We start from the raw sequence: 25,237 nt of genomic DNA, 5'->3' as shown, positions 1-25,237 counted from the left end.
TCCCCCTAATCTTCGTATGTCGCGCAGTTTTTTGGCGTTTCGTATACTGTAACCCTTTTTACCGTAAAGCCCGTCTCCTTTATCTTGTCAAAGAAATACCTGGCAAAATTCTCGGCTGTAGGGCGAAAATCAAGCTCTATAACTCGGAAGCCGTCCCCGACAAGGCATTCAAGTGTCTTGCTCCTCATTGAGCCTTTTTGTATCAACAGGGCGTGATCAAGCGAATCTACCAGCCCCTTCAGGACAGTCTTGATGTCCGAAAAGTCCACTACCATGCCGTCATTTTGCCCTCCCTGGAGAAGTTCCTGAGATGAGATCTCCGCATGGACGTTCCATCTGTGTCCGTGTATGTTAGCACACTTGCCTTCATACCCTGAAAGAAAATGCGCGCTGTCAAAGCTTTGCTGCGTTTTAATTATATACATATTATTCCACGTGCCTTTCCAATACTTTTTTTGACGCCAGCCTGGCAGCATAGTGGCAGCAGCCTATAGCGCCGTTGAACTGCGGATTATCAAGTTTTATGACCGTGTCATAGTCATTCGCAAGATATCCCGTGAGCGCTGCATTATTTGCCACTCCGCCCGATACCACCAGCACTCTTCCCTTGAAATTGGCAAGCATCGGCTGCAACCTCTTGTACATCGAGTGGTTCACGCCGGCGCACAGCCTCTCAAGCTCTATCCCTTCAGCTATCTTGCCAATAAGCTCTGATTCTGCGAACACCGCGCATGTCGAACTGAGCTCTATTGGATTGCTCGAGCAGTTCGCCATTTCATCAAGTGAAATTTCAAGTACATTTGCCATATTTTCAAGATATCTGCCGCACGATGCCGCACATTTTTCATTGAGCTCGATGTCGGTTATCATTCCCTTTTCCACCCTTGTAACCTTTACATCCTGCCCGCCTACATCAAGCAGCATAAAATCTTCAAGGCCTGTCTGTGCAAGCGCGCCGTATACATGCGCCTTTATCTCATTTATCTGTACAAAGTCAGCCATGTTGGTGTTGTTCTTGCCATAGCCTGTCGATACGGCCATATCAAAATCACTAAGCCCCAGAGCCTTTGTGTCAAGGCGTATGCCTTCTCTGTAGCTGCAGTAGTTTCTGTAGAATGACATTGTGCTATATGAGCGCATGTCTTCTAGTTTGCCATCTTTCATCACAGCAAGCTTGACCTGCCTGCTGCCAAGGTCTATTCCGAGTGCCCTCATTACAGAGCCTCCTTCCTGTCGCACAGCATGTCGAGAAACGCCTCGAGTCTGAGCCTTGTCCTGGCGTCGAGCCTATCGGACTTGTCTCCCTCAATGTTTATGATTGGGATGTCTATGCGGCTTTTTATTATTATGTCGTCGAGTGCCCTGTGGCAAAAAGCCTGGGTATAGTGGACAAGCCCGTCGAGCTTTCTTTCCTCAATCTGCTTTTTTATCTCCTTCAGCCTGAAGTCTATATCGTACGGATACGTGTAGTCGGCATACTGCTCGTATATATTCTTGGCATACCCTGCTCTTGGGAACGCAAACTCGCGCTGGACCTCGTTGTAGACCATCCTTGCCCCCTGCTGCTCAGCGAATTCGTACAGGTCCGCCATCATCGGCGGCACTCCTATATAGCCCAGCCTTAGCCTCGGCTCGTCAGCCTCCCTGTCCTCAATTTCGCAAAGCTTGCTGTCGAGCTCCCCTTCGAAGACCTCGGGATCCGAGTTGAAATCGCTCATGCTCACCTGATAGAGATGGTTTTCAAAGCCGCTTGCCTTTGATTCCCTCCATGTAAGCTCATCGAGCAGTATCGCCTTTCCCCTTATACCTTGAAGGCTTGCCCTTACTGCCTCTACGGATTTCAAATCTACTCCCCACAGCTTCATAAAGCGATCTAATTCGTTCTTTACGTTTTCAGCGCTTCTCTCGTGCGGGTACGAAAACGGTATGACATCTATTCCCCTTAGCCTTAGGACCTCGGTGAGCGACGCTGTATTCGAGCAGTCGCCCTGGACGACGCCTACGATTTTCTTTATGCCGTTTATCATGCAGGCTCCGTAGAGGCCCTTTATCCAAGCGCACATGCTCTTTGGAAACCCGTCCCTTTCGGCAGCCTCGATGTAGCCCTGGCAATCATTGCTTGTAACAAAAATATTGTTCAGATCTACCGGAGCAAAGCCAGCTGCAATAATTGCTTCCACCGGAACCGTTGTTGTTATTCCTATTTTTTCTTTCAATTAATGTTCTTCCTTTCAGCATACTGTAAGGCTTTTTGAAAATAAAAAAGGGCATGAGCCCCCGTTAATAAACAAAAAATCCATAAGCTACGCCGTATGGATGAGCCCTAGTTTTATTTATAGACAGGATGGTTACGATCGAACTGTCTTATATGGTTTTTGAAATGACTTTTGAAGCAATCTGAGTATAACACAAAGGAGGATTGCGTGCAAGTTTGATTGAGTTTTCTGCTTATTGCAAAGCCTCTGACATGATATTTGCGCGCCCTCTTCCGTTTTGGGATTTCCTTCGCATCTTATTCAGCCTGTATGCCGGCCGCTTTGAAACTCGCTAGCGCTCAAACAGTCAAAGCTTTATCCCGGCAACAGGGCTGAATTTCGCTGAGGAATCCTGCAAAACTTCATGGGATCACTCTACTTTTATTGTAACTTCCTTGCTATCGGCAGGCTGGTTTGTCTGGGAAGGCTTCTTGGCAAGTATTATCCGACCTTCTCCAGCCTTCAAAGGGATGAATGAAATTTCCAGCAGTTCCCCTGCTGTTTCTGCCCCTACTGGTTCCAGGACATCGCCCTGGACGCTGTAGCTCCATTCACCGCTTTCAAGTGTTATTTTAAGCATGTCGCCCATTCCTATTGTAATAACCTCTAAATTCGTTGATTCGCCATCGACGTTTACCACGTTTGGAGCTGTAAATGGTTTTGCTGCGAATTTTTCATATACCGGGGGCTCGTCTAGCGAGTCCGATTCTACAGTCATGTCCGACTCCAAGCTGGACATTGCGATTGTCTGTTGCTGAGCAGGCTCACTCTCTGCTGGCACAGGTGATGCATTTTCATTTTGCCCCTGGCCTCCTGCAGTTTCATCGCTTCCATCAATTTCCTTCATAGTGTTTTTTCGAGATGAATCAGCCAATTGCATATCCTTGTCTTCTGCAGCAATGCTTTGCTCACTCTTATCCTTACCTGGATACTCTTGCGCCATATCCGCAGCCGACGAATCGCTCTCTACTTCAGTTTTCATGGAAAGCTGTTGATCTGGTTTATCCGGCACTTCCACATTTTCGAATATTGCGTAGCTCCCGGCCATCACTAAAAGGCTTGCTGCCACGTATGCCATCCATCTGTATGGCTTTCCTTTGCCTTTCGGTCTTTGGGAAGCTATAGGCTGATTAATTTGTTCCAGACTCGCTCTTAGTTTTTCATCAAACCCCGAAGGAAGCAGCTCCTCGTCGAGGCTTTGCAAGCCTGCTATTATGGCTGACAGTGATTCGTATTCTGCCTTGCATGCTTCGCATTCTCCAATATGGCTTTCCACAGCTTTTCCCTCTGCCTTGGAAAGCACTCCGTCTATATACAGGTCCAGATTTTCTATGCATTCCCTACAGTTCACTCTTATCACCCCTTTGCGCAAGCTCCGTGTATATCTCCCTCAATCTTCTGCGGCCTCTGCTTATGCGCGACTTCACTGTTCCTATGTTGGCATTTGTGATTCTCGATATCTCGTCATAGCTAAAGCCCTGTATGTCCCTTAGGACAACCGCCGCCCTAAAGTCGCTATCAAGCAATTTGAGGGCCTTTTTTATTTCATCCTGCTTTATCCTGTTTTCCATTACGCTCTCCGGCGTTTCATCTGCCCTCAGATTCTCTATGACGCCAGTTCCCATTCTGTCATCCCCCACATCTGATATGTACTTGTACCTGCCCTCTTTTTTGAGGTGGTCAAGACAGCAGTTGACAGTAATTCTGTAGAGCCATGTGGAAAATGACGATTTTCCCCCGAATTTCCCTATCGACTTATACACTCTTATGAATACCTCCTGTGACACGTCAAAGGCATCCTCCCTGTTTTTAACCATACGCAGGGCTATGTTGTATACGCGCTGCTTATGAGATTCAATAAGGCGCTCGAAGGAGTCGACATCGCCTTCCTGAGACAGCCTTACGAGCCGCATCTCATCAAAATTGATATTGTCCATATATATGCCACCCCGTGTGCGGTAATTTTTCAAGCCTTATGAATTTATAATATCATTATATGACCTTGGCATTATAAAAAAAGTTCCCTGTATGCAAACAAAAAGCGCATATTCATTTGCTGTCGAATTCTGCGCTCTTACTAGCCTGCTTCAATTATTCATATTGCATTTTCAGTCTGGCAAAAGACTCAAGTGTCTGCTGTATTCTGCCTTTAAGCCACTTCTCATCAAATTCGCTTTTGTATAGGAATCTTGTTTCGTTCTCTATGGTCCAATCGTCAGCGCTTATGCCTGATACTCTTTCATACAGCTTTGAGCCAGGGAGCGGATATGGGACGTTGAACGATATCTCGTCAAGGCCAAGCGAAAGCGAAAATTCAAATGTATCCTCTATTGTCGCCAGGGTTTCTCCAGGATACCCCACGATAAAGAAGCCGGCGCACTCTATGCCGTTTCTTTTGAACACCTCTACTCCCCTTCTTACAGTTGCTGTGTCAATCCCTTTGCCCATCAGCTTTAATATATCATCATTGCCCGATTCAATTCCAAGATACACCTTGTAGCAGCCTGCATCCTTCATGGCGCATGCGACTTCGTCGCTTATAGTGTCAACGCGCGACAGGCAGCTCCAGGATATATTAATATCCTCGTTTATAATTCTGCTGCAAAAACCCATCAGGAATTCCGAATCAAAAGTGAAAAGATCGTCTGCTATCCAAAGTGAATCATAGCCATACGAGATTATGTCCCTTATCTCTTCAATTACCCTATCAAGGCTTCTGAATCTAACCTGATTGCCGAATACGGGCTTTGAGCAGAAATCACACGAAAATGGGCAGCCGTAGGTCATCATTATGGATGCCTTTTTTTTGCCGGAATGCATATGGCACAGCTCCTGATATTTATCGTGCGCAAATGCCTCACGGTCGGGCAGCGGACAAGCGTCTATCTCATCTTTAGTAAGATGCTTGGCTATTGAATCAATCATCCCCCATTTATATCTGTGTATGCCCGGATAGCCTTGAGGGTCAATTCCCTCCAGGAATTCAATTCTGCTTGGAGCACCCAAATAGTCTCGGCAGAAATCAGGAAAGCTTTTGGCAGCCTCTCCCTTGAACACATAATCGAATTTCTCTGCAAACCTGTCTGGGTAAAGCGTCGGCAGCGGCCCCCCTGCAGCATAGATGCTATTTGGATTTATGCATTTTAACTCTTCAAGCAATTTCAAGGCTTTTTGCGCAAATGTCGTCATAATATATATTCCGGTAATATCCGGATTGTAATCCCTTGCCTTTTGAACTGCCTCCTCGAAAGTCAAAAAGGTGCAATCAAGCTTCATAACCTCGATACCCTTTTGCTTTAGCAAAGCTGAAAGCAAGGCTATCCCAAGCGGCGGGAATAGCTGGTCTTTAATTATGCCTGTGTAAAAATACGGATATACAAGAAGCACCTTTCTTGAAATCATAATCTCACCTCTCTGAACGCTATGGAATAACTATAGTTTTCAAACTCTTTCGATTCGCAAACAATCTCGCTTTCAAATCCAGCCCAACAGTATCCCTTGGCCATCTCCCTCCCCCAGTAGAGCTTGCTTGCGACACCGTCCGGAACATGACTTTCTGAAATTGTAAATGCAATAGTATGGGAACTGCTGTACAGCTCGCAATGACCGTTCATTTTCTGCCACCCCGTTGGCGGCGCAGATATGCTTCCGTTTACGATGCCCTTGTCAAAAATGCTTGCTCCAAGCTCATTCATTACAAAAAAACGGCATCCCTTCATTTTCATTTTGCAGCTCAAATCGACAGATACTTCATTTCCTGCGATGCCATACAATATCCTGACTTTGCCCTGCGATGGCACTTTTACAAAGCATGACTCCACATGAAAAAACCTTCTTAGGATCTCTCCCGCCTCAAGAAGCTTGCATTGGTTTTTCTCCCGCTTCATATATATATTTGTGCAGATATGTTCGAGTACCTTTGTTAACGGCTTGATTCTCAAACCAAAAACCTTCCAATCAAGTCTTTTGTCTATATCACAAACAACTTCGAAGCATCCACTCTCTCTTTTTACACTTTTTACAGACGAAAAATAAGTGTATCCTCCGCTTTGGACTGCTACTGCTCCAAACCCCATACCCTCTTCGACCAAAAGGCTTCCGTCCTTGTATGCAACAAGACCCCTATCGAGTCCCTGTGAAATTCCAAGTCCCTTATAGCTATCCAACATGTCGAACTCGAGCATTTATAAATCCACCTCTTCCAAAAGCCGCTTCAAGGCAAGTATTTATTTAATTCTACCCAATTGACTAGCCTTTTATCCGCGCATTAGAGCTTATATCTCTGCATACATTTATTTTAGAAGCTGAACGTGCATCTGCTTCTCATAAAATTTTCAAATATTCAAAAAATTTGCAATTGAAATAGCTTATAGACACCCTTCTGATTCATGATAAAACTGTTAAAAATAATTTAAACCTCGCCTTATAAAAATCCGCATTCTTATTTGCCGATGAATTTTCTTGATATGGCATTACTCGGTTTAATGCAAGTTTTGACTTGATTCTCTGGAATCGCGAGCAACGACCGCAAATAGAATATGTAAAAATATTGCATATTGCAGCTTTGCGGTTGTTAGATTTTTCACTATTTTTTAAGGCGCCCCTTGCAAATCAGCTTATTATGCCGGTTTGACTTATATCCAAAAAATGTTATCATATAATCTAAGATAAACAACAATCCAAAATCAGAGCTCTTCTCTTATAATCGATACTGCTATACAGAGAGTTTCTCTAAAACTAAAAGACGGGGGGATTGGTATTAATGAATCCAATGCTTAAAAAACTTGTAGATCAGAATTTCATGACAGAGGCTCAGGCTACTTATCTTGAAGAGGCAGTAACAAATCAGGACACTGTTATAGTGTCTGGCCACAAAGGCTGGGGAATACTTCCGCTCATGGCAACGCTAAGCGCCGTAGCCAAGAGCAAGTTCAGCATCAAACAGGTCAAAGGCTTCGATGACCTGGCCGATGAAGCTCAGTACTATATAATAGCAGACCTTTCAGATATTGATTTCGCAAAGCTTATTGCCGACACGATATCAATCAAGAATACATCGATGATAACAATAAAAGATCCTGACCACCCATTCTCTCTATACAAAATACTAGGAGATGTTTATAAGGCTACAGGCGACACAGCTAAAACATTCCAGGTTGCTGAATGCTGCAAGGAAAACGGCGAAAAGAAGCTTGCTAAAATCACTAAGGTTACATACAATGAAAGCGGCAAGCTTGTAAAGGTTGATTTTAAATAGAAACACTTTCCACATGAACAAAAAGTGTGCATCTTCATTGAGAGGATGCACACTTTTTGTTTTTCAAACTCGACAATGTAATGTTTGAAATATTGACATCTATTTTATAATTTGATATATAAAATATAGGAATTAGCACTCGCCATGCAAGAGTGCTAGGAAATGTGACTTCAAAAGTATTGTATTATAACAACTTGAATATTTCTTGGAAAAATCATTTTTTAAGGGAGGTTCTTTTTAATGAAACAGACAAAACAATTTCAAGCCGAATCCAAAAGACTGCTGGATTTGATGGTCAACTCCATATACACTCACAAGGAGATTTTCCTGCGGGAGCTCATATCCAATGCAAGCGACGCTATCGACAAGATATACTATGCAGCGCTCTCGGACGATACCGTAAGCTTCAACCAGGATGACTACTACATCACCATAACTCCTGACAAGGAAAGCAGGACGCTGAAGATATCAGACACTGGTATTGGAATGACAAGGCAGGAGCTTGAGGACAATCTTGGCATCATTGCAAGGAGTGGCTCTTTTGCGTTCAAGAATGAAAATAAGCTAAAAGACGGCTATGACATAATAGGCCAGTTCGGAGTCGGCTTCTATTCGGCTTTCATGGTGTCAGACACGGTCACAGTAGTAAGCAAGGCACTGGGCAGCAGCGAGGCCTACAGATGGGAGTCATCCGGCGCAGACAGCTACACGATAGAGTCCTGCAATAAGGCTTCTGTTGGCACAGACATAATACTCAAAATCAGGGGAAATTCAGCCGATGAAAACTATGATGAGTATCTCGACGAATACAGGTTGAAATCAATAATAAAGAAATACTCAGACTTCATAAGATACCCCATTAAAATGAATTTTACAAAAAGCAGGCTCAAGGATGGAAGTGAAAGCGAATACGAGGAATACAAGGAAGAGCAGACTGTAAACAGCATGGTTCCCATCTGGAAAAAGAACAAGAGCGAGCTAACGGACGAAGATTACGACAACTTCTATTCAGAGAAGCACTTCGGCTTCGACAAGCCAATAAAACATATCCACATAAACGCCGAAGGCACCGTAAGCTACAAGTCCATACTTTTCATTCCAGAGAAAATGCCATACGACTTCTATACAAGGGAATATGAAAAGGGGCTTGAGCTATATTCAAACGGCGTCCTTATAATGCACAGATGCCCGGAGCTGCTGCCTGATTATTTCAGCTTCGTAAAAGGGATTGTTGATTCCGAGGACCTCTCGCTCAACATTTCAAGGGAGATGCTTCAGCATGACAGACAGCTCAATCTAATAGCAAAAAACATAAAAAACAAGATCAAGAACGAACTGGAGGAAACCCTCAAGAATGACAGGGAACTTTATGAGGAATTCTACAAATCCTTCGGACTCCAACTCAAGTATGGAGTCTACAGCGACTTTGGCAGCAACAAGGAATTCCTTCAGAGCCTTCTCATGTTCTACTCGTCAAAAGAGAAGAAAATGGTTACACTAGACGAATACATTTCCAGAATGCCAGAGGAGCAAAAGTATATTTACTACGCCGCCGGAGAATCTGTCGAAAGAATCGAGAAAATGCCTCAAACAGAGCTGTTACTTGACAAGGGCTATGAAATACTATTCTTTACAGACGATGTTGACGAATTCGCAATAAAGATGATTACGACTTACAAGGACAAGGAATTCAAGTCTGTATCTAGCGGAGATTTGGGCATAAATAGGGAAGAGGGCGAAGACTCTTCTGATGCCGAAAACGCTGAAAACAAGGAGCTTTTCGACTTCATGAAGGAAATGCTTTCGGGCAGGGTAACTTCCGTCAAGGCGTCGAAGATACTAAAGAACCACCCCGTGTGCCTTTCAACCGAGGGTTAGCTCACTATAGAAATGGAGAAGGTGCTAAGCGCCATGCCAAACAGCGAAAGCGTAAAGGCCAATAAAGTTCTTGAAATCAACACAAGCCACGAGGTATTCAAAGCCCTCAAAGAGGCTTTCGCACAAGACAAAGATAAGCTAAAGCTTTACACTGAGCTGCTTTACAACCAGGCACTTCTTATCGAGGGACTTCCTATAGAAGACCCAGTGGATTTCACGAACAGCATCTGCAAAATAATGAAGTAGAAAAGCTGATGCGTCAGAACAAGCAAAAATGGAATGCCTGCATAGGAGGCATTCCATTTTCTCTTTACTTTCACTCCGAATACCGCACCAGCCATCATCCGTGAAACAACACCCGGTTCTACTGCTCCGGCGCAGGAGGTCTTGTAAATCTGATTACATATGATTTTGTAATTGCTCCATCCGATGACTGTATCCTAAAAGTTACAGATGTCGTTGACGGGCTAATGTTCAAGGTTGTGTCTTCACCGCTTTCAATCTGATAGCCATCCAGTAATACTGCGGCATTCGGATCTTCCGGAGTTATATTGAGTACAACAGATGAAGTATCATATGACTCAAGCAGATAGTTCGTCCCCGGCGTGTATGAGTCTCCGTTGATAGTCATTTTATCCAAATCGGCGCTGCCCGATTCTATTACTGTTGCAGTATACCTTACGGCCGTTTTTCCTGTTTCCTGTATTGTAACAGTTATTGCCGCCCGGCCGTTCACAAGCGGAATCCTCGCCTTGGCGTCACTAGTATCACCGTTTATTGAAATCGTGCCTACAAATACATCTGCGTTTGCAGCTGCAGTGACGTCTACGGAATCAGTTCCGTAAGGCACTGATACATTTCCATAGTCTGTTTTTTCAGGACTAAAGCCTGTAAGGACATTTTTGCCGCCGTCTATTGCCGGAACTATAGCAAGGCTCTTGAGCAGCAGTGGTCTTGTAGCAGATGATATGTTGACTACGTTTGAAACATTTCCGCTGCCGTCATACAGCACAGCGTATATTTTATACTGGGTATCTGTTGAAAGCCCGCTCAGGGTGATTGTCTTTGCACTTGAAGCTGTCACGCTAGCGCTTTCAAATGCCAGCGCTGCATTGCCTGAGCCATCCTTGCCGCCTTTGATTGCAGCCGCATCTGGAGCAACGGCGCCTGCATCTACAGCAACCGCATAAATCATTCCGTTCACGCTGGGAGTGGCTTTAAAGTCAATCGACTTGTCATGAGGGATTGTGCTTACATTGCTCAAGGCAGGCGCTCCGGCTGTGGTCCATGTGGCGCCAGCTGCAGGCACAGCTTTTCCGCCTTCGGTTTTGAGGGTGTTTGATTTTATACCCACATAGTATTTTGTGTTAAGCAGAAGGTTCGCACTTGGAGTTATAGTAATCACCCTGCGCGTGCTATTAATTGAGACCGAATAGCTGCTGGTGCTTACACTTTTGCCGCCTTCCTGGAATACAACCACGCTGTCCCTTAGATATCTGTCTGTGCTTGATGTGATTGAGCTTCCGTCATATTTCACGACTCTGTCCGAGAATGTGATTGTGAATGAAGCTGTGTCAATTGGGACACCGGTTGCTCCGTTTGCCGGCGAAAAAGTGATAGTCAATTTTTCAGTAGTATCCCCTGTGTTGAAATAGCTTGATTTTGCTTCGTTGTAGTTGCCGTACGAATCCCTCATCGCATCTTTCTCAACCTGGATGTAGTACCTTGTGTTACTGCTTAGGTTTGAGGAAGGCGTTATAGTTATGAGGTCCTTTGCAGTGTTAATAGTGGCGCTGTATTGTACTTCAGTTCCTGTAGAAGATCCTTTCCTCAGTGTTACAATATCCTGTATGTCTGAGGCTGTAATGGCATTTCCGTTGTACTTTCTCATGGCCGTGCTGAATTTTATCGTAATCTTGGTGTCAAGATATACGCCAGTTTCGGCGTTTTTCGGGCTGAATGTCATGTCCAGCTCAGGCTCAGTCTGTGTTGGCGTAGAGCCTCCTGTGCCAATAGTCCATGACTTTGGCTTTGTTTCATAGGTGATGTTCCTTGCGTAAACCAGCATGTTCGATATCGTTCCTTTTCCATGGAAGTACGACTCCGCATACACCCTTGCAGTCTTTACGGTCGCGCCGCTCTCCACTGTTATGTCTGATCTTCTCGACTCAGAAGATACATAAAACTCATTTATTGTCCCTGACTCAAGCTTGACATTTGCATACGAGCCGTCTACTGAAACATACGGAAAATTCCCCCTGAGCACCGCACCCGCAGAACCTGATATGCGTATTTTTTCAAAGCCTGCGCCGTAATCCCCTCCACTAAGGCTCGAAGTCTGCAAAATGAAATCCTCTGAGCCTTCAGTGTTCCCAATGGTTGTCTCGCCTTTTGCCAGAAGCCTTACAGCAGAATCCTCTTTTTCTACAGCCGCCCTGGCTATACGGGAGTTGTTCACTGTTATAGTGTCTTCTCCACCGCCCTGTACGTTCAAGCTTCCAAGTATTATGCAGTTGTCTATTGTAGCGCTGTCGTCATCGAGATCTTCGTCAATCGTTACGTTATTGGAATATATTGTTCCCGAGAGCTTTGTACCGTCCTTTTTAACAATTGTGTTGGACGTTACTATTTTTTCTTCTTCTAGTATTTCACTTATTATCTTTGCAGCCTGGGCACGAGTCAGATTGTCCAGAGGATGAAGTCTTCCATCTGCATATCCGCCTATATAGCCCTTGCCGTTGACTTTTGACATGGCCGTATAAGCCCAATCGGCAACGGATCTATAATCAGAGAAATTCTGCAGCCGTCCGCTCTCTCCATATGTCGGAACAAACTTTGAAATCATAACGCAAGCTTCCTGCCTGGTAATTGATCTGCCTGGCTTGAATGTAGCATCACTATAGCCTAGGACATATCCTGCGCGCACCGCTTTGGCCACGTCTTCATAGTACCAATCGCCTCGTGATACGTCTGAGAATGAAATACTCGCCGTGCCCGAATTCTCCAAGGCCCTGTTTATCATGCTTACAAATTCCGCGCGCGACACCTGTGCATCAGGCTTGAAGCTTCCATCCGGGTATCCTTTTATGAAGCCTTGACTTACAGCTCTGTTGATATACTGCTCCGCCCAGTGGCCTGCAATGTCATTAAAGGCTGCAGCCGCATAAGTATTAGTGTTAGTAGAAGAAAGAGACAACACCATTGCTATTGCTAAAAGCAGCACGCTCAGCCTTTTGATAAATTTTTCTTTTTTCATAATATGCCCTCCTTACCCTTCCAGTCGGCTAATCTTACTAGACATTCACTGTATTGCTTCCTTAAGTTACCATTACCCATTAAGGCTAAATGAAAACAATCCCAAAAAAAAGAGAACGCCTGCATTAAAGGCATTCCCTCTTTAGATGTTCCAGTCAAATTGCATGTTTTCAGTTTGCTGCATATATTTCTGTGTTTTCAGGCGACTTGAAGGCCTTGCGCTTTATCAGAGGTACGCCAAGTATTTCAGCCAGCATCCTCGCCAGATCCCTTTGATCCTTGCCCAGCTTTTCATGCATTACAATGCCCTTTATGCCGCCGCTTATGGTGTTTATGCAGTCCATGAGGTGCAAAAGCCCTTCTTCACCTGTATACATCTCGTTTTCCAGCCAGCGGCTCGGCAGTATATGAGTGAGATTTACCGGGTGTGTAGGATGGAGCACCGCATTTGTTATTGTGTCTTCAAAGTGCATGCCGCCCATATAGAGTACAGTCGGATATTCTGCCGTTTCTGCGAAAACATCGGCCAGGGCCCTTGCGATTGTCTCTACAGCGATTGGATTATTGTAGCTTTCAGGTGTGCTTCCGATTTCAACATCAAGGAACGAAACCTTGTAATCGTTGATCCACTCGGCCTTTCCGCCATATACTATGCCCGACCAGTGCGTAGCTTCCGTCGTGACATTAAAGTCTTCAAGTCCAAGCAGCCTTCTGTGCTTTTCGAGAGCTCTTGCCAGGCCAGTCGACAGCTTTGGCTCGCTCTTTCCGAATATTCCTGAACTTACATCACCTACTGTATGTATGCATATTACTTTATCGGGCGCATTGCCGCCGCCGTGCCAGTTAACCATCACGGCCAGATCGCAGTCAGCAAAATTCGCATTCAGTATGGGCAGATACCTTCCGTAGTCCATGCATATTACTGTGCCAGTTCTGACATAGTATATAATGTTTCCGTCCCCGTCCGTATATTCCAAAACAGGGTAGCCGTCTACCTCCATGTCCGTTTCTGAAAGCTTTAGAATTTCACTTGACTTTTCAAAGACCAGCGGTGCAACCTCGTCCTTTTCAGCATCCATGCAAAAGAAATATACCGCCTTTCTATTTTCCACAGTATCACATCCTCACGCTAAATTTTTACAAATATCTCGTCTGCGGCTATACAGATTCAGCCTCATCATACTCTAAATCGAATTTTTCTTTACTCTTGTCCTTCTCAACAAATGCTGATGCAAAAGCAGTTATTGGAATTGCAAATATTATTCCTATGCTTCCCGCAATCGCCCTAAGGACCTCTGAAGCTATCATGTCCCAGTTTATGATATGGACAAATGGCGTTTCATGAGCCATAAGCAGCAGCATCAGATGAAGGGAACCGCCAGCGTATGCGAGGATCAGCGTGTTGGCCATTGTAGCCATGGTATCCCTTCCCACATTCATTCCCGCCCTGATTAGTGCTGATGTTTTTATTTGAGGACTGTTCTCTTTGATTTCATGCATGGCTGAAGCTATCGACATCCCCACATCCATCGTGGCACCCATTGTTCCTATTATTATTCCAGCAAAAAGCAGTCCTTTAAAATCAAGCTGCACATCCTGTGGAATATACATAAGCATTTGTGTTTCATCATTTCCAAACCCTGTTAGATTTGCAAGCGAACCAATTATAAGGGCTACAGCTCCTGCCGCAATTACGCCTCCGGCCGTTCCTAAGACTGCAGAAAAAGTCTTCCTGTTAAATCCGCTAATGATAAGCATAGTGGCACTTATCACACCCACGCACACTACTACCGAAACTATAACAGGATCCCAGCCTTTTAAAATCGCAGGGAGGAGTATTTTTATAACAGAAAATGCAGTCAAAACAAGAGATAGTATCGCTTTCAGACCTTTCATCCTGCCTACTGCAATTAAAGCGATAACAAAAACGGCTGTAAGATAAATCAGATATTTATCTCTTGCTATTTCAGCAACATATGCATTTTCCACCTCGCCTGCTTCGTTTTCTTCCAAGTAAAGCAGCACTTCATCGCCTTTGGACAGCTTGACGTTTTTGTATTCACCGCCAGAACTGAAATTGAGTTCATGCTCTGCACGAATTTTTTCTCCCTTGTGAGGCCCTTTTGTTATAAGCACATCAAGCAGCTGGATATTCGATTCGATTACTCCGCTCGAGTAGCTTATTTCATTGTTTATTTCATCGACCACATTAATGATTTTGGCCCTCGAATAAGGGGTCTCGGAATCAGTATTTTCAGTTTGAGTTCCGTCAGTTTCAATGTAATCCGCATCTTCGCCATATTCATATTGTTGCTGTTCATCTATGACTTGCTCATTGACACCCTCGCAATATACCATTTTAGGATTAAAAGTAACAGCAAAAACGCATAATAACATACTAATAAAAATTGTTGTCTTAAGTTTGAAACGCATATCAAATTCTCCTCCACATATAAATCACATAACACCATATAAATTAAACCTGCTTATAAAAGCTCCACCCATTAATTTTATCACATATGCTTGATTCCTTTCCATAAAAGCATGCTTTCCACAAAAAAAAAAGCCCCTTTGCGCAGAAAAAATATTCTGCATTCAAGGGGCCCATTTGCTATATATTGTATTATGCTACCTTTTCATCTATATTAATTTCTTTTCCTTCTTTACGCCATTTTGCAAATTCAGCAGTTGCTGTAAAAAGAACGTCAGTAGACGAGTTAAGTGCAGTTTCACAAGAATCCTGCAGAACTCCAACTATGAATCCAACACCAACTACTTTCATAGCTATGTCATTTGGTATTCCAAACAGGCTGCATGCCAGTGGGATAAGCAGCAGCGAACCGCCGGCAACACCTGAAGCGCCGCATGCACATACGGCTGAGAGTATGCTTAGTATAAGCGCCGTACCAATATCCACCTGTATTCCAAGTGTGTTGACTGCAGCTAGTGTCAATATTGAAATTGTAACAGCCGCACCACCCATGTTGATTGTGGCACCTAGTGGGATTGATACAGAATAAGTATCCTTGTCTAGTCCAAGCTTTTCACAAAGACTCATATTTACTGGTATGTTTGCTGCTGAGCTACGTGTGAAGAATGCTGTTATACCGCTCTCCCTTATGCATCTAAGTACTAGCGGGTATGGATTCTTGCGGATGTACATAAACACGATCATCGGATTGACAACTAGTGCCATAAAGAACATAGAACCAAGCAATACAGCAAGCAGATGTCCGTAGCTAAGCAAAGTCCCTATTCCATTAGTGGCAATCGCTTCGAAAACAAGACCCATTATTCCAAGCGGAGCAAAGTTTATGACCCATCTTACCATTTGAGATACCGCGTCAGAGAAGTTGCTTATAAGAGTTTTTGTGGATTCTGCCGCGTTTCTAAGTGCCAAGCCAAGAACCAAGGCCCAGGCAAGTATGCCTATGTAGTTGGCATTGAAAAGCGCTTTGATTGGATTGTCTACTACATTCATAAGCAGTGTTTGAAGAACCTCTGAAACGCCTCCCGGAGGTGTTATGTCACCTGCTCCTGCTCCTGCAGTAAGCGTAAGCGTAACCGGAAACACGAAACTTGCAATAACAGCTGTAAGTCCAGCCATGAATGTTCCAAACAGATATAACACCACTATGGACTTCATGTTTGTTTCATGGCCGCTTTTATGCTGAGATATAGCCGACATTACCAGGAAAAATACAAGTATAGGTGCAATACCTTTAAGCGCACCTACAAAAAGTGATCCCAAAATTACTACTGGTTGTGCAGTTTCAGGAATCGCTACTGCAAGGATAATGCCCACTATCAGGCCTACGATTATCCTTTTAACAATGCTGAGCTGATTCCATTTGTTAAGTAGATTTTTCAATGTCTTTCCTCCTAATGATGAATTATATATGATAAGAATAATTGCAAGCGCATATACTCAATATACATATGCGCCAACCCGCGAAAACGTTATCCCCACAAATAACGTTTTGCCATTGACAAGTATATCACAGATTGTAGGCATATGAAAAACAAAAAATACCAAAATATAAATCATTCTTATAATTCAAATTAATTATATAGTTCTGTTTTCAAAGTCTTCCACATTTTTACCGCATGAAATGTTTTTTGTTTTTTAAATTTCATTTCCCCATAAAAAAACCACCTGCAAAATCAATGTCTGCAGGTGGTTTTAAAACTTATATTTTTAATGACTATGCTCTTTTAGCCTCGTATTGTCTAAGAAGCTTAACGAACAGCTCTGGCACCTTCGCCATTTTCTCTGGTGATTCTACGAACGATATACGGAACTGAGTTGTTCCTGGATTGTATTCGCCCTCTACACTCTCATAGAAGCCCTTCATAGGCGCAACAAGAAGTGTTGTTTCAACTCCGTCTATAACTGCAGAGCCTTCCTGCGCACAATATAGAACGAAATCAATAGCATCAAATCCTGGCTTTACAACGTTTCTAACATCTATAACCGAATATATAGAAGCATCCGGGCTAGAAACTATAAGCTTAGGCTCCTGCTCTTTCAAGCCGTTATAAACATTCAAAATTATTTCTTGGTAATAGTCGCGAATTTCCTTCGCCCATGCTGCAATTTCATCTTTTGTTTGATGTGCCAATGCACCAAATATATACTGGCCGATGGCATTTGCGCATAGGTTGGCAGTATATTCAGCAACTGCACGATTGTAGAATTCTTCATTGTCAGTGATTAGAGCACCGATTCTAAGTCCACAAGCATTCCATACCTTTGAAGCAGTGTCAAGGCTTATCCTTCTGCCTTCGATGCCAGGAACATCCGCATCGCTTAGGTTCCAAACGCTTATAAGCTCCTTGTCTGGATCATAATATAGCTCACGATAGGCTTCGTCGCTAATCATCCACATGTTGTATTTAACGCAAAGCTTTGCAAGGTCCTTCATCATCTCGATAGTATAAAGCTGTCCCGTAGGGTTGTCATAAGGAATTACAAGCAGTGCTCCTGGCTTGTTATTTTTAATAGCTTCTTCGATCTCATTCATTTCAGGAAGATTGAACTTTCCGTCATCTCCCATGTGACGCTTAACAGAAACCGTTTTGCGTCCCAATCTTTCTCCGAAAGATATATAATTCGTATAAGCTGGATCAATCATCATCAGTGGCTGTTCATCCGTACCTGCAGGTCCGCAAACACCGACAAGAAGAAGCTCCATACCTGAAGATCCGCCATCTGTAACTGCTACGTGCAATTTGCTTGTGTCATAGCCCTGACATCTTAGGATATTCTTGAACGCCTCTTGGCACTCTGGAGTGCCCGCAGTTCCTGTATATCTGATAACACCTTTGGAAAATGGACTTTCAGGAGCATCAAGTGCAAACATTCTCTTCTGCATCGCTGGGTTGGTAGGTAGGGAAACGTTTCCAATGCCAACGTTGATAACTTCCTGAGGCTTAACCTTACGTTCATCGTATTTCATCTGAGCCAATCTAACATCCGATGGTTTTCTTGATGCAAAATGCGCTGAAACAACTGGTTTACTCATAATACCACTCCTCCGAAAAATTGTTATATTAAAAATTATTGCATTTAAAATTTGAGCATATCCGTAAATTATATGCTTTACTTAATTATATCATTTTAGAACAGCAACTTCACGTATTTTTTCACAATTTTATAAAAATTAAAATAATAATCTTTGAACAGCTTCAGGGATGGAGCTTATTCCCAACAACAGTTTCACTTCGTATAAAAGTGCTCAAATCGTTATATTTGTGACATTTTAGAGGGCTGGTTTTCTATATCTATTAACTTTTTCTTCATTTCAATCCCTCCGCCATATCCTACAAGCCTCCCGTTTGATCCTATGACTCTATGGCAAGGGATTATTATCGAAATTGGGTTTTTATTGTTAGCCATCCCTACTGCTCGGCAGGCTTTTGGATTTCCTATCTGCTCAGCAATTTGCTTGTAGGTTCTGGTTTCGCCGTACGGAATAGACTCGAGCGCCTCCCAAACCTTCTTTTGGAATTTCGTGCCTTCAGAGCAAAGCAGCAGCTCAAAATTCTTTCTTTCTCCCTCAAGATACTCTTTTAGCTGCTTTGCCGTTTCTTTTAAAAGCTCTGTTTCTTCCAGAACCGAGCCCTTGGGCATGTCAACTTCGTCAAAAAACAAATCCGTTATTCCGGCACCGTTTTCCGCTATTCCAATTCTGCCAATTGCCGTATCGTAGAAAAATACTTTTTTCATGATATCCATATCCCTCCAATATTTGTATTTGACATAATACTAAGTTAGTCTTACCTTCACAAGCGATTCTGGATTTATAGCTTCCTCTGTAACCGAGCAATCGATTGCTAAAATTTTTGCTCCCTTTGAGGAAAGTAGTCTTAGAGCATTTCCAAACTCCGGATGCATCCTCTCGTTTGGTGTCATGTAGCGTACCCCTTTCATTTGAACAACAAAAACGACCATTGCCTCGTAGCCTTCGTCAATGCAGGCCGCAAGCTCCTTTAAATGCTTGACACCTCGTTCAGTTGGCGCGTCAGGAAACAGTACTACTCCATTATCTTCAAGGGTTACACCTTTCACCTCGACGAAAATTTTTCTATTTGATGTCTCCAGATAATAGTCAAAACGCGAATTTCCATACTTTTGCTCAGGTTTTATAAGCTTGAGATTTCTGATATATTTGCCGGATTTGAGCCACTCAAGGAATATTGTATTAGGTGCTTGGCTGTCAATATTTATAAGGCGCTCTCCTTTCCAAACCGATATCAAATCATATCTGGTTTTCCTTCCGGGATGCCCGCAATCCTGCACAATCACATTAGCACCTTCCGTCAGCAGCTCCTTGCAGCGCCCTGTGTTTTTCACATGGCAAATTTCAACTTTACCGTCGATTTCCACATGGGCGATAAAGCGATTCGGCCTGCTTATGAAAATTCCTTTTTTAATATTGTCATATATCATATCCTTTTCTCCTCTAGTGGTTAAACGCACTATAAATCCAAGTTTTCTCTTATCATCCTCTCACGCCCCCAACTGTAAATAACTTCTAATGCAGGCACAAGTTCTTGACAATTATCCGTTAACGAATATTCAACTTTTGGCGGAATTTGGTTGAATTCAACTCTACTCACAAGTCCGCTTTCTTCCAAACTACGCAGTGATCTTGTAAGCATAATATTCGTAATACCTACCAAACTTCTTTTTAATTCATTATAACGCATAGTTTTATTTTGATATAGTTTCCATATTATTGGCAGTCTCCATTTTCCGCCTATAATATCCATAGCATGTACCATTACACAATTGTTCTTGTTGATAATTTCAAATTCATTAGTCTCTGTCATACATTTCTCCTTTACAGGGCACAAAAATGTGTGTACTTGTATATTTGTTATTACTTTTATATATTTAGTATAACATCCAATGTTTTAATGGAAAAGCGAAGCTAATGTAATAATTAGAAAGGGTGATGAAAATGGAAAAAAATCAAATTCACACAGACAAAGCGGGTAAAACTGTAGGACCTTATTCGCAAGCGATTGAGTACAATGGAATTGTATATGTTTCTGGAGTTACTGCTATTGATCCTCAAACAGGCTTTCCAACCGGTACAGTTGAAGAGCAAACAGAAAAGATACTAACCACCATTGAGGAGGTACTTGAGGCAGCGGGTAGTTCAATGGAGAAAGTGCTTAAAGCAACGATATTCCTCAACGATGTAAATGATTTCGCAAAAGTAAATGCAGTTTATGCTAAGCATTTTAGAGAACCGTATCCTGCGCGCATCTGTGTGCAAGTAGCAAAAATACCATTAGGAGCCTTAGTTGAAATCGATGCTATTGCTCATAAATAGTTAAGGGAGGTAAGGATATGTTGAAATATTATGTGGTCGATGCGTTTGCAGACAATATTTTCGAAGGAAATCCAGCTGGTGTGTGTATAATGGATGAATGGATATCTATAGAAAAAATGGAGAAAATCGCAATAGAGAATAACCTGTCAGAGACAGCTTTTGCTGTGAAGGAAGGAAATGCTTATGGATTGAGATGGTTTACTCCGGGTGGAGAGATAGACCTCTGTGGTCATGCTACACTTGCAACTGCTTATGTTTTGTTTAGGTTTGTTGAAACAAATGCCGATGTACTCCACTTTAATACAAAGAAAATAAATCATCATCTAATTGTTACAAAAAAAGATGATTTGTACGAAATGGATTTTCCTACCATTACACCTGAAAAGTATCACTTAACTGACCTAATGGTTGATGCTTTAGGTGCAGTTCCAGTGGAAGTTCTTAAAACTAGTAGAGATTTAATATTCATTTTTGATTCAGAGGATACCGTGAAGAATTTAACACCAGATTTTTCAAAGATAAAGCAATTTCCAGAAGGTTTATCTGCATATGTAACCGCAAAAAGTGAAGAATTTGATTTTGTTGCAAGAGCATTTTGGCCAAAGATCAATATCGATGAGGATCCTGTTTGTGGTACGATGTATTGTTCACTTATTCCTTACTGGAGAGAAAAAAATGGACTCGATAAAATGGTCGCAAGGCAGGTATCTAAACGTGGTGGCACGGTTTACTGTGAGTTTTGCGGCGAAAGAGTAAAACTCAGTGGCAGAGCAGCACTTTATTTGATTGGAAATATCTGTGTTGATGAAAAATAGAGAATCGTAAGTTTGCTGAACCCAAAGTATTGAAATGTCAAAATTGATGATAAAATTCTCACAAAAATCAGTTAAATAATCCCCATAAAAATTGGTATAATCCTCAAAAAATAAGCCCTTGAAAACACCGTTAATACGCGATTTTCAAGGGCTTATACATCTATTTTATTGTCAGAAGACAGACGGTCTCAGCCGTAGGCAGGGCGTTTACTCCTTCACAAGCAGTGTTACGGCTTCAACGTGTATTCCAAAATACCACAGAACTCCAGACAGCTACATTAATATAACTGTAGCCTTCGGTAATGGCGATGGAATGATTCCATTGGATAACCTTGGCGCTTTTAGCAACAGGCTTCCTCTTACTAATATAGCCTCAAAAGCAGAGGTATACAAGCCAAAACCCAAAACAACTTACAATATGATTAAGGACTATGTCCTAAATAAATATAGCTTCAATGTGCATACCGCATACATTGCTGAAGTCAAACGTAGTTTAGGACTTCCTATGTTCGATGCACCAAATGCAGTCGAAACGCTAAAAAGCCCTCGAAAGCACCCCACTCCTATTCAAGTCGTTGCTATTAAGGAAGCGCTTAGTCATTTTGAAGTCATTTAGACCTGAAATCGCCTTTTGCATTTTGCAAAGGGCTATTTCTGTTTGTACAAATAAGATAATTTCAATCTTTTAACGCTAATCACGAAGGAGGAACAAAAGTGAATGCTAATGTAATCGCCATCACCAACCAAAAAGGCGGTGTCGGGAAAACAACCACCTGTGTCAATTTAGGTATAGGGCTAGCACTTGAAGGAAAAAAAGTCCTGCTGATAGACACTGATCCTCAAGGTAGCTTGTCCATCAGCTTAGGATATCCACAACCTGACAAACTCCCTATCACCCTCGCTACTGTCATGAGTAATTTACTGACGGACAAGCCCATTGATTGTAAAGACGGCATCTTAACGCATGCTGAAGGAGTAGATTTACTCCCTGCCAACATTGAGCTTTCCGGCATGGAAGTATCTCTCGTCAATGCCATGAGCCGTGAAACCGTCTTAAAGCAATATATCGACACTTTAAGAAAGCAATATGACTATGTGCTTTTAGACTGTATGCCTTCCCTTGGAATGCTGACCGTTAATGCCCTTGCTGCGGCAGACAGTGTGATTATTCCTGTGCAGGCTCAATATCTTCCTGTTAAGGGATTGGAACAGCTCTTGCAGACTATTCATAAGGTTCGCAAACAGATTAATCCCAAGTTGAAGATAGATGGTGTTCTGCTAACGATGGTAGACAACCGTACCAATTTTGCCAAGGACATCGGCGCTTTGCTCCGTGAAACTTACGGGGGCAGTATGAAGGTTTTTTCGGTAGAAATCCCCCATTCTGTGCGAGCTGCTGAAACCAGTGCTGAGGGCAAGAGCATATTTGCCCATGACCCAAAAGGGAAAGTTGCTGAAAGTTATAAGGACTTGACGAAGGAGGTGTTGAAAATTGAAAAGCTCCGCCAAAAAAATAAGTCTGACATCGGTAGATGATTTGTTTTCTACTGAAGAAAGTCGTGTCGATGAACAAAGAGAAAAGATTGTTGAGATACCCCTATCAGAACTCCATCCCTTCAAAGATCATCCCTTTAAGGTGATTGATAATGATGCAATGTTCGATACTGCTGAAAGCATCAAACAATATGGTGTGCTTGTACCTGCCATTGCAAGACCTAGAGAAGATGGTGGTTATGAACTTGTATCAGGACACCGACGCAAAAGAGCTTGTGAGCTGGCTTCGCTTGAAACCATACCGGTTATTATCCGCAAACTTGACGACGATGCTGCCACGATTATTATGGTTGACAGCAATTTGCAGCGAGAAAACATTCTGCCTAGTGAACGAGCTTTTGCTTATAAAATGAAGCTATCAGCAATGAAACAACAGGGACAGCGAAATGATTTAACTTGTTCCCAAGTTGGGAACAAGTTGCCCGGTAAAAAATCTAGTGAGATTTTAGCCGAGCAAGTTGGTGAAAGCAAAAACCAAATATTTCGCTATATTCGCTTAACCGAGCTGGTCCCCGAACTTCTTTCAATGGTGGATGAAAAGAAAATTGCCTTTAACCCGGCAGTGGAACTGTCCTATCTGAAATCAGATGAACAACTCCTTTTGATTGATGCAATGGATACAGAACAAGCTACCCCTTCTCTTTCACAGGCTCAGCGTCTCAAAAAATTCAGTGCAGAAGGCAACTGCACCCTTGAGGCGATGTGTGCCATTATGAGCGAGGAAAAGAAAGGTGAACCCGATAAAGTTACACTGACTGGCGATAAAATCAAGAAGTATTTCCCTAAGAACTACACGCCACAGCAAATGGAGGCTACGATTATCAAGCTGCTTGAAGGGTGGCACAAAAAACGTACACAAGATCAAGAAAGATAGAAAATCCGTTGTAAAAGACCAGCTAGTTATTGTCAACGGTTAATACGAAAAAATATTTGATTTGTTGCTGTCCTAAAAAAGGGTAACCTAAATAAACGTAAATCCATTGGATTTTCGAACAAGTGGTAGTTATGCATATGTCGGACGTGTATTTATGCAGCCATCTGAGTTGGTCTTTTATATTGCTTGCAATGCTCCTGAGGTGAACGGAGCTCAAAACCCTTTTCATCACGAAGGACTGCAAATATGATGTTACAAATTTTGTGCATGATAGCACCAAGAGCAACCATCTTAGGTTTCTGAGCGGCTTTTTTCATGTAGTAATCGCAAAGATACGGATTGATTGCTTCACCATCTCGTTTCCTGCGGATAGAAGCCAATGCAACAGCGAAAATAGCGCGTCTGGCAATTCTGGAGCCACGTTTGGACATATGGACATCAGTGCCGTTGAAGTTGCCGGACTGGTTTACCTCAGGATCCAGGCCAAAGAAGGCAAAAAGCTGTTTAGGACTCCTAAAGGTTGAGAAATCGCCAATCTCACACATGATGGTTACAGCAGAAAGAAATCCAACGCCTTTGATGGAGTTAAGCCATGAAATCTGTTTGACAAATTCCTCATTCTTATTGAAGGCAACCAATTGCTGGATACGCTCCATAATGGAGTTAATGGCACAAGCCAATCGTTCAATCAGATCAAGCGTCAGTGAAATATTGAAGTAGACACTTTCAATCTGGCAGCCAAAGGATTTAGCAGCTAGCGCGGCCTGATAAAGCTTTTCATAACGATCAGTAGCTTTGGAGATACCTTTTCTTGAAGCTTTTGAGATTTTAGAAATCATGGTTTTTTTATGGCCGCGAAGTATTTTATCCGGAGTACCATACTGGCGAAGAATCATGGTGGATGTGGTGCCGGTAATATCGTTGAAAATACCAATGTACTGTGGAAACACAGTATGCAGATAGCCCTTTAGCCTGTTGATATGAGCAGATTTTTCATCCGTAAGGTCATAGTATTTTCGAGTGAGGGTGCGAAGCTCAAGAACGAGCTTTGCTGGAAACTGAGAAACCGGCAAATCATGAGAAAGACCAAGTTTGGCAATACCGAGAGAATCGATTTTATCATTTTTCACTTTTCTAATGCTTGCATTTTTCACAGAATGTGTGATAATAGGATTGATTATGGACACGTCAAAGCCAGAATCAACCAAGAAGCAGAAGAGTGGGAAATGATAAATCCCTGTGGATTCCAGAAATATTCGACATTTCATGGAATACAGCTCTTCTGCTTTTTTTAGTGCAGAAACAGCCTTTTCCAAGGAATTCGAGTTGTTATGTGTGATCTTAAAAGGTTTTTGGATTGCAGTCCCGCTCTGGTCGACGATGGACATCCAGCTGAAGGCTGAACCGACATCGATACCAGCGGACAGATAATTACGGTTATTCATAGTAAACTCCTTCCGATAGGGTTCCATAAACAACAATGAATACACAACCTGGCATGTGAT

At 42.7% G+C, this 25,237-nt stretch carries 22 protein-coding genes and 1 pseudogene; 7 read left to right on the top strand and 16 right to left on the bottom strand.

Features of this window, described 5'->3' with window-relative positions; all coding sequences use genetic code 11:
• Positions 1 to 5: 5 nt before the first annotated feature.
• From queD to EAL2_RS03415, 7 genes are all read right to left on the bottom strand, one after another.
• Positions 6 to 425, bottom strand: a complete 420-nt coding sequence (gene queD / locus EAL2_RS03445; protein ID WP_025435022.1) for a 6-carboxytetrahydropterin synthase QueD — start codon at positions 423 to 425, stop codon at positions 6 to 8.
• A 1-nt stretch (position 426) separates the two neighbouring features.
• Positions 427 to 1,215 (bottom strand): acyl-CoA dehydratase activase, encoded by a 789-nt coding sequence (locus EAL2_RS03440; RefSeq protein ID WP_025435021.1) that lies wholly within the window; start codon positions 1,213 to 1,215, stop codon positions 427 to 429.
• Positions 1,215 to 2,216 (bottom strand): 2-hydroxyacyl-CoA dehydratase family protein, encoded by a 1,002-nt coding sequence (locus EAL2_RS03435; protein ID WP_025435020.1) that lies wholly within the window; start codon positions 2,214 to 2,216, stop codon positions 1,215 to 1,217. Before EAL2_RS03435 ends, EAL2_RS03440 begins: the two co-directional genes overlap by 1 nt.
• Positions 2,217 to 2,625: 409 nt before the next feature.
• Complete coding sequence (locus EAL2_RS03430) at positions 2,626 to 3,606, bottom strand: anti-sigma factor family protein (RefSeq protein WP_025435019.1); 981 nt, start codon at positions 3,604 to 3,606, stop codon at positions 2,626 to 2,628.
• Positions 3,596 to 4,192 (bottom strand): RNA polymerase sigma factor, encoded by a 597-nt coding sequence (locus EAL2_RS03425; RefSeq protein ID WP_038601695.1) that lies wholly within the window; start codon positions 4,190 to 4,192, stop codon positions 3,596 to 3,598. The genes EAL2_RS03430 and EAL2_RS03425 overlap by 11 nt, the downstream gene beginning before the upstream one ends.
• A gap of 154 nt (positions 4,193 to 4,346) precedes the next feature.
• Entirely contained in the window at positions 4,347 to 5,657 is a 1,311-nt protein-coding gene (locus tag EAL2_RS03420) for a B12-binding domain-containing radical SAM protein (RefSeq protein ID WP_025435017.1), read from the bottom strand.
• A complete protein-coding gene (locus EAL2_RS03415; RefSeq protein WP_025435016.1) occupies positions 5,654 to 6,439 on the bottom strand; it encodes a hypothetical protein in 786 nt (261 codons plus the stop codon). The genes EAL2_RS03420 and EAL2_RS03415 overlap by 4 nt, the downstream gene beginning before the upstream one ends.
• 578 nt (positions 6,440 to 7,017) lie before the next feature.
• Between EAL2_RS03415 and EAL2_RS03410 the strand changes: the two genes are divergently transcribed.
• Complete coding sequence (locus tag EAL2_RS03410; RefSeq protein WP_025435015.1) at positions 7,018 to 7,512, top strand: hypothetical protein; 495 nt, start codon at positions 7,018 to 7,020, stop codon at positions 7,510 to 7,512.
• Between the two features lie 240 nt (positions 7,513 to 7,752).
• Positions 7,753 to 9,636 (top strand): annotated as a pseudogene (gene htpG, locus EAL2_RS03405) (molecular chaperone HtpG).
• Between the two features lie 118 nt (positions 9,637 to 9,754).
• Here htpG and EAL2_RS03400 read toward each other — a convergent pair.
• The 8 genes from EAL2_RS03400 to EAL2_RS03365 form a co-directional block, all read right to left on the bottom strand.
• A complete protein-coding gene (locus EAL2_RS03400; protein ID WP_025435014.1) occupies positions 9,755 to 12,646 on the bottom strand; it encodes an S-layer homology domain-containing protein in 2,892 nt (963 codons plus the stop codon).
• A 169-nt stretch (positions 12,647 to 12,815) separates the two neighbouring features.
• Positions 12,816 to 13,757 (bottom strand): D-aminoacyl-tRNA deacylase, encoded by a 942-nt coding sequence (locus tag EAL2_RS03395; RefSeq protein ID WP_025435013.1) that lies wholly within the window; start codon positions 13,755 to 13,757, stop codon positions 12,816 to 12,818.
• A 46-nt stretch (positions 13,758 to 13,803) separates the two neighbouring features.
• Positions 13,804 to 15,003, bottom strand: coding sequence for a YibE/F family protein (locus EAL2_RS03390; RefSeq protein WP_158408876.1), 1,200 nt, complete (start codon positions 15,001 to 15,003; stop codon positions 13,804 to 13,806).
• A gap of 265 nt (positions 15,004 to 15,268) precedes the next feature.
• Positions 15,269 to 16,516 (bottom strand): serine/threonine transporter SstT, encoded by a 1,248-nt coding sequence (sstT, locus tag EAL2_RS03385; RefSeq protein WP_025435011.1) that lies wholly within the window; start codon positions 16,514 to 16,516, stop codon positions 15,269 to 15,271.
• 334 nt (positions 16,517 to 16,850) lie between these two features.
• Positions 16,851 to 18,170: a pyridoxal phosphate-dependent aminotransferase gene (locus EAL2_RS03380; RefSeq protein ID WP_025435010.1), complete on the bottom strand. Its 1,320-nt coding sequence runs from the start codon at positions 18,168 to 18,170 to the stop codon at positions 16,851 to 16,853.
• Positions 18,171 to 18,391: 221 nt separating this feature from the next.
• Positions 18,392 to 18,874 carry a methylated-DNA--[protein]-cysteine S-methyltransferase gene (locus tag EAL2_RS03375; protein ID WP_025435009.1) on the bottom strand — a complete coding sequence of 161 codons (483 nt, stop codon included), beginning with the start codon at positions 18,872 to 18,874 and terminating at the stop codon, positions 18,392 to 18,394.
• A gap of 39 nt (positions 18,875 to 18,913) precedes the next feature.
• Entirely contained in the window at positions 18,914 to 19,597 is a 684-nt protein-coding gene (gene sfsA, locus EAL2_RS03370) for a DNA/RNA nuclease SfsA (RefSeq protein WP_025435008.1), read from the bottom strand.
• A gap of 29 nt (positions 19,598 to 19,626) precedes the next feature.
• The gene (locus tag EAL2_RS03365) at positions 19,627 to 19,980 is read right to left on the bottom strand and encodes a winged helix-turn-helix transcriptional regulator (RefSeq protein ID WP_025435007.1); all 354 of its coding nucleotides are present in this window, start codon (positions 19,978 to 19,980) and stop codon (positions 19,627 to 19,629) included.
• Positions 19,981 to 20,111: 131 nt separating this feature from the next.
• On the opposite strand from EAL2_RS03365, the gene EAL2_RS03360 reads away from it, so the two are divergent.
• From EAL2_RS03360 to EAL2_RS03340, 5 genes are all read left to right on the top strand, one after another.
• Entirely contained in the window at positions 20,112 to 20,489 is a 378-nt protein-coding gene (locus EAL2_RS03360) for a Rid family detoxifying hydrolase (RefSeq protein WP_025435006.1), read from the top strand.
• A gap of 17 nt (positions 20,490 to 20,506) precedes the next feature.
• Positions 20,507 to 21,304 carry a PhzF family phenazine biosynthesis protein gene (locus EAL2_RS03355; protein ID WP_096325235.1) on the top strand — a complete coding sequence of 266 codons (798 nt, stop codon included), beginning with the start codon at positions 20,507 to 20,509 and terminating at the stop codon, positions 21,302 to 21,304.
• A gap of 313 nt (positions 21,305 to 21,617) precedes the next feature.
• Positions 21,618 to 21,920: a hypothetical protein gene (locus tag EAL2_RS03350; protein ID WP_025435004.1), complete on the top strand. Its 303-nt coding sequence runs from the start codon at positions 21,618 to 21,620 to the stop codon at positions 21,918 to 21,920.
• 98 nt (positions 21,921 to 22,018) lie between these two features.
• Entirely contained in the window at positions 22,019 to 22,840 is an 822-nt protein-coding gene (locus EAL2_RS03345; protein ID WP_025435003.1) for a ParA family protein, read from the top strand.
• Positions 22,797 to 23,732 (top strand): ParB/RepB/Spo0J family partition protein, encoded by a 936-nt coding sequence (locus tag EAL2_RS03340; RefSeq protein WP_025435002.1) that lies wholly within the window; start codon positions 22,797 to 22,799, stop codon positions 23,730 to 23,732. Before EAL2_RS03345 ends, EAL2_RS03340 begins: the two co-directional genes overlap by 44 nt.
• 152 nt (positions 23,733 to 23,884) lie before the next feature.
• Here the strand turns inward: EAL2_RS03340 and EAL2_RS03335 are convergent, their stop codons facing one another.
• Positions 23,885 to 25,177: an IS110 family RNA-guided transposase gene (locus EAL2_RS03335; protein ID WP_038601674.1), complete on the bottom strand. Its 1,293-nt coding sequence runs from the start codon at positions 25,175 to 25,177 to the stop codon at positions 23,885 to 23,887.
• Between the last annotated feature and the right edge of the window lie 60 nt (positions 25,178 to 25,237).

This window comes from Peptoclostridium acidaminophilum DSM 3953 (genome assembly GCF_000597865.1).
Taxonomy (GTDB): Bacteria; Bacillota; Clostridia; order Peptostreptococcales; family Peptostreptococcaceae; genus Peptoclostridium_A; species Peptoclostridium_A acidaminophilum.
This window is presented reverse-complemented; position numbering and strand designations above follow the sequence as displayed.

What these genes read in the sequence shown, in the direction of transcription:
- EAL2_RS03365 (WP_025435007.1), bottom strand. Translation starts at nt 19,980, where the DNA reads ATGACAGAGACTAATGAATTTGAAATTATCAACAAGAACAATTGTGTA.
- EAL2_RS03410 (WP_025435015.1), top strand. Translation starts at nt 7,018, where the DNA reads ATGAATCCAATGCTTAAAAAACTTGTAGATCAGAATTTCATGACAGAG.
- sfsA (WP_025435008.1), bottom strand. Translation starts at nt 19,597, where the DNA reads ATGATATATGACAATATTAAAAAAGGAATTTTCATAAGCAGGCCGAAT.
- EAL2_RS03400 (WP_025435014.1), bottom strand. Translation starts at nt 12,646, where the DNA reads ATGAAAAAAGAAAAATTTATCAAAAGGCTGAGCGTGCTGCTTTTAGCA.
- EAL2_RS03360 (WP_025435006.1), top strand. Translation starts at nt 20,112, where the DNA reads ATGGAAAAAAATCAAATTCACACAGACAAAGCGGGTAAAACTGTAGGA.
- EAL2_RS03335 (WP_038601674.1), bottom strand. Translation starts at nt 25,177, where the DNA reads ATGAATAACCGTAATTATCTGTCCGCTGGTATCGATGTCGGTTCAGCC.
- EAL2_RS03375 (WP_025435009.1), bottom strand. Translation starts at nt 18,874, where the DNA reads ATGAAAAAAGTATTTTTCTACGATACGGCAATTGGCAGAATTGGAATA.
- EAL2_RS03415 (WP_025435016.1), bottom strand. Translation starts at nt 6,439, where the DNA reads ATGCTCGAGTTCGACATGTTGGATAGCTATAAGGGACTTGGAATTTCA.
- EAL2_RS03380 (WP_025435010.1), bottom strand. Translation starts at nt 18,170, where the DNA reads ATGAGTAAACCAGTTGTTTCAGCGCATTTTGCATCAAGAAAACCATCG.
- EAL2_RS03420 (WP_025435017.1), bottom strand. Translation starts at nt 5,657, where the DNA reads ATGATTTCAAGAAAGGTGCTTCTTGTATATCCGTATTTTTACACAGGC.
- EAL2_RS03440 (WP_025435021.1), bottom strand. Translation starts at nt 1,215, where the DNA reads ATGAGGGCACTCGGAATAGACCTTGGCAGCAGGCAGGTCAAGCTTGCT.
- EAL2_RS03425 (WP_038601695.1), bottom strand. Translation starts at nt 4,192, where the DNA reads ATGGACAATATCAATTTTGATGAGATGCGGCTCGTAAGGCTGTCTCAG.
- EAL2_RS03355 (WP_096325235.1), top strand. Translation starts at nt 20,507, where the DNA reads ATGTTGAAATATTATGTGGTCGATGCGTTTGCAGACAATATTTTCGAA.
- EAL2_RS03350 (WP_025435004.1), top strand. Translation starts at nt 21,618, where the DNA reads ATGATTCCATTGGATAACCTTGGCGCTTTTAGCAACAGGCTTCCTCTT.
- queD (WP_025435022.1), bottom strand. Translation starts at nt 425, where the DNA reads ATGTATATAATTAAAACGCAGCAAAGCTTTGACAGCGCGCATTTTCTT.
- EAL2_RS03390 (WP_158408876.1), bottom strand. Translation starts at nt 15,003, where the DNA reads ATGGTATATTGCGAGGGTGTCAATGAGCAAGTCATAGATGAACAGCAA.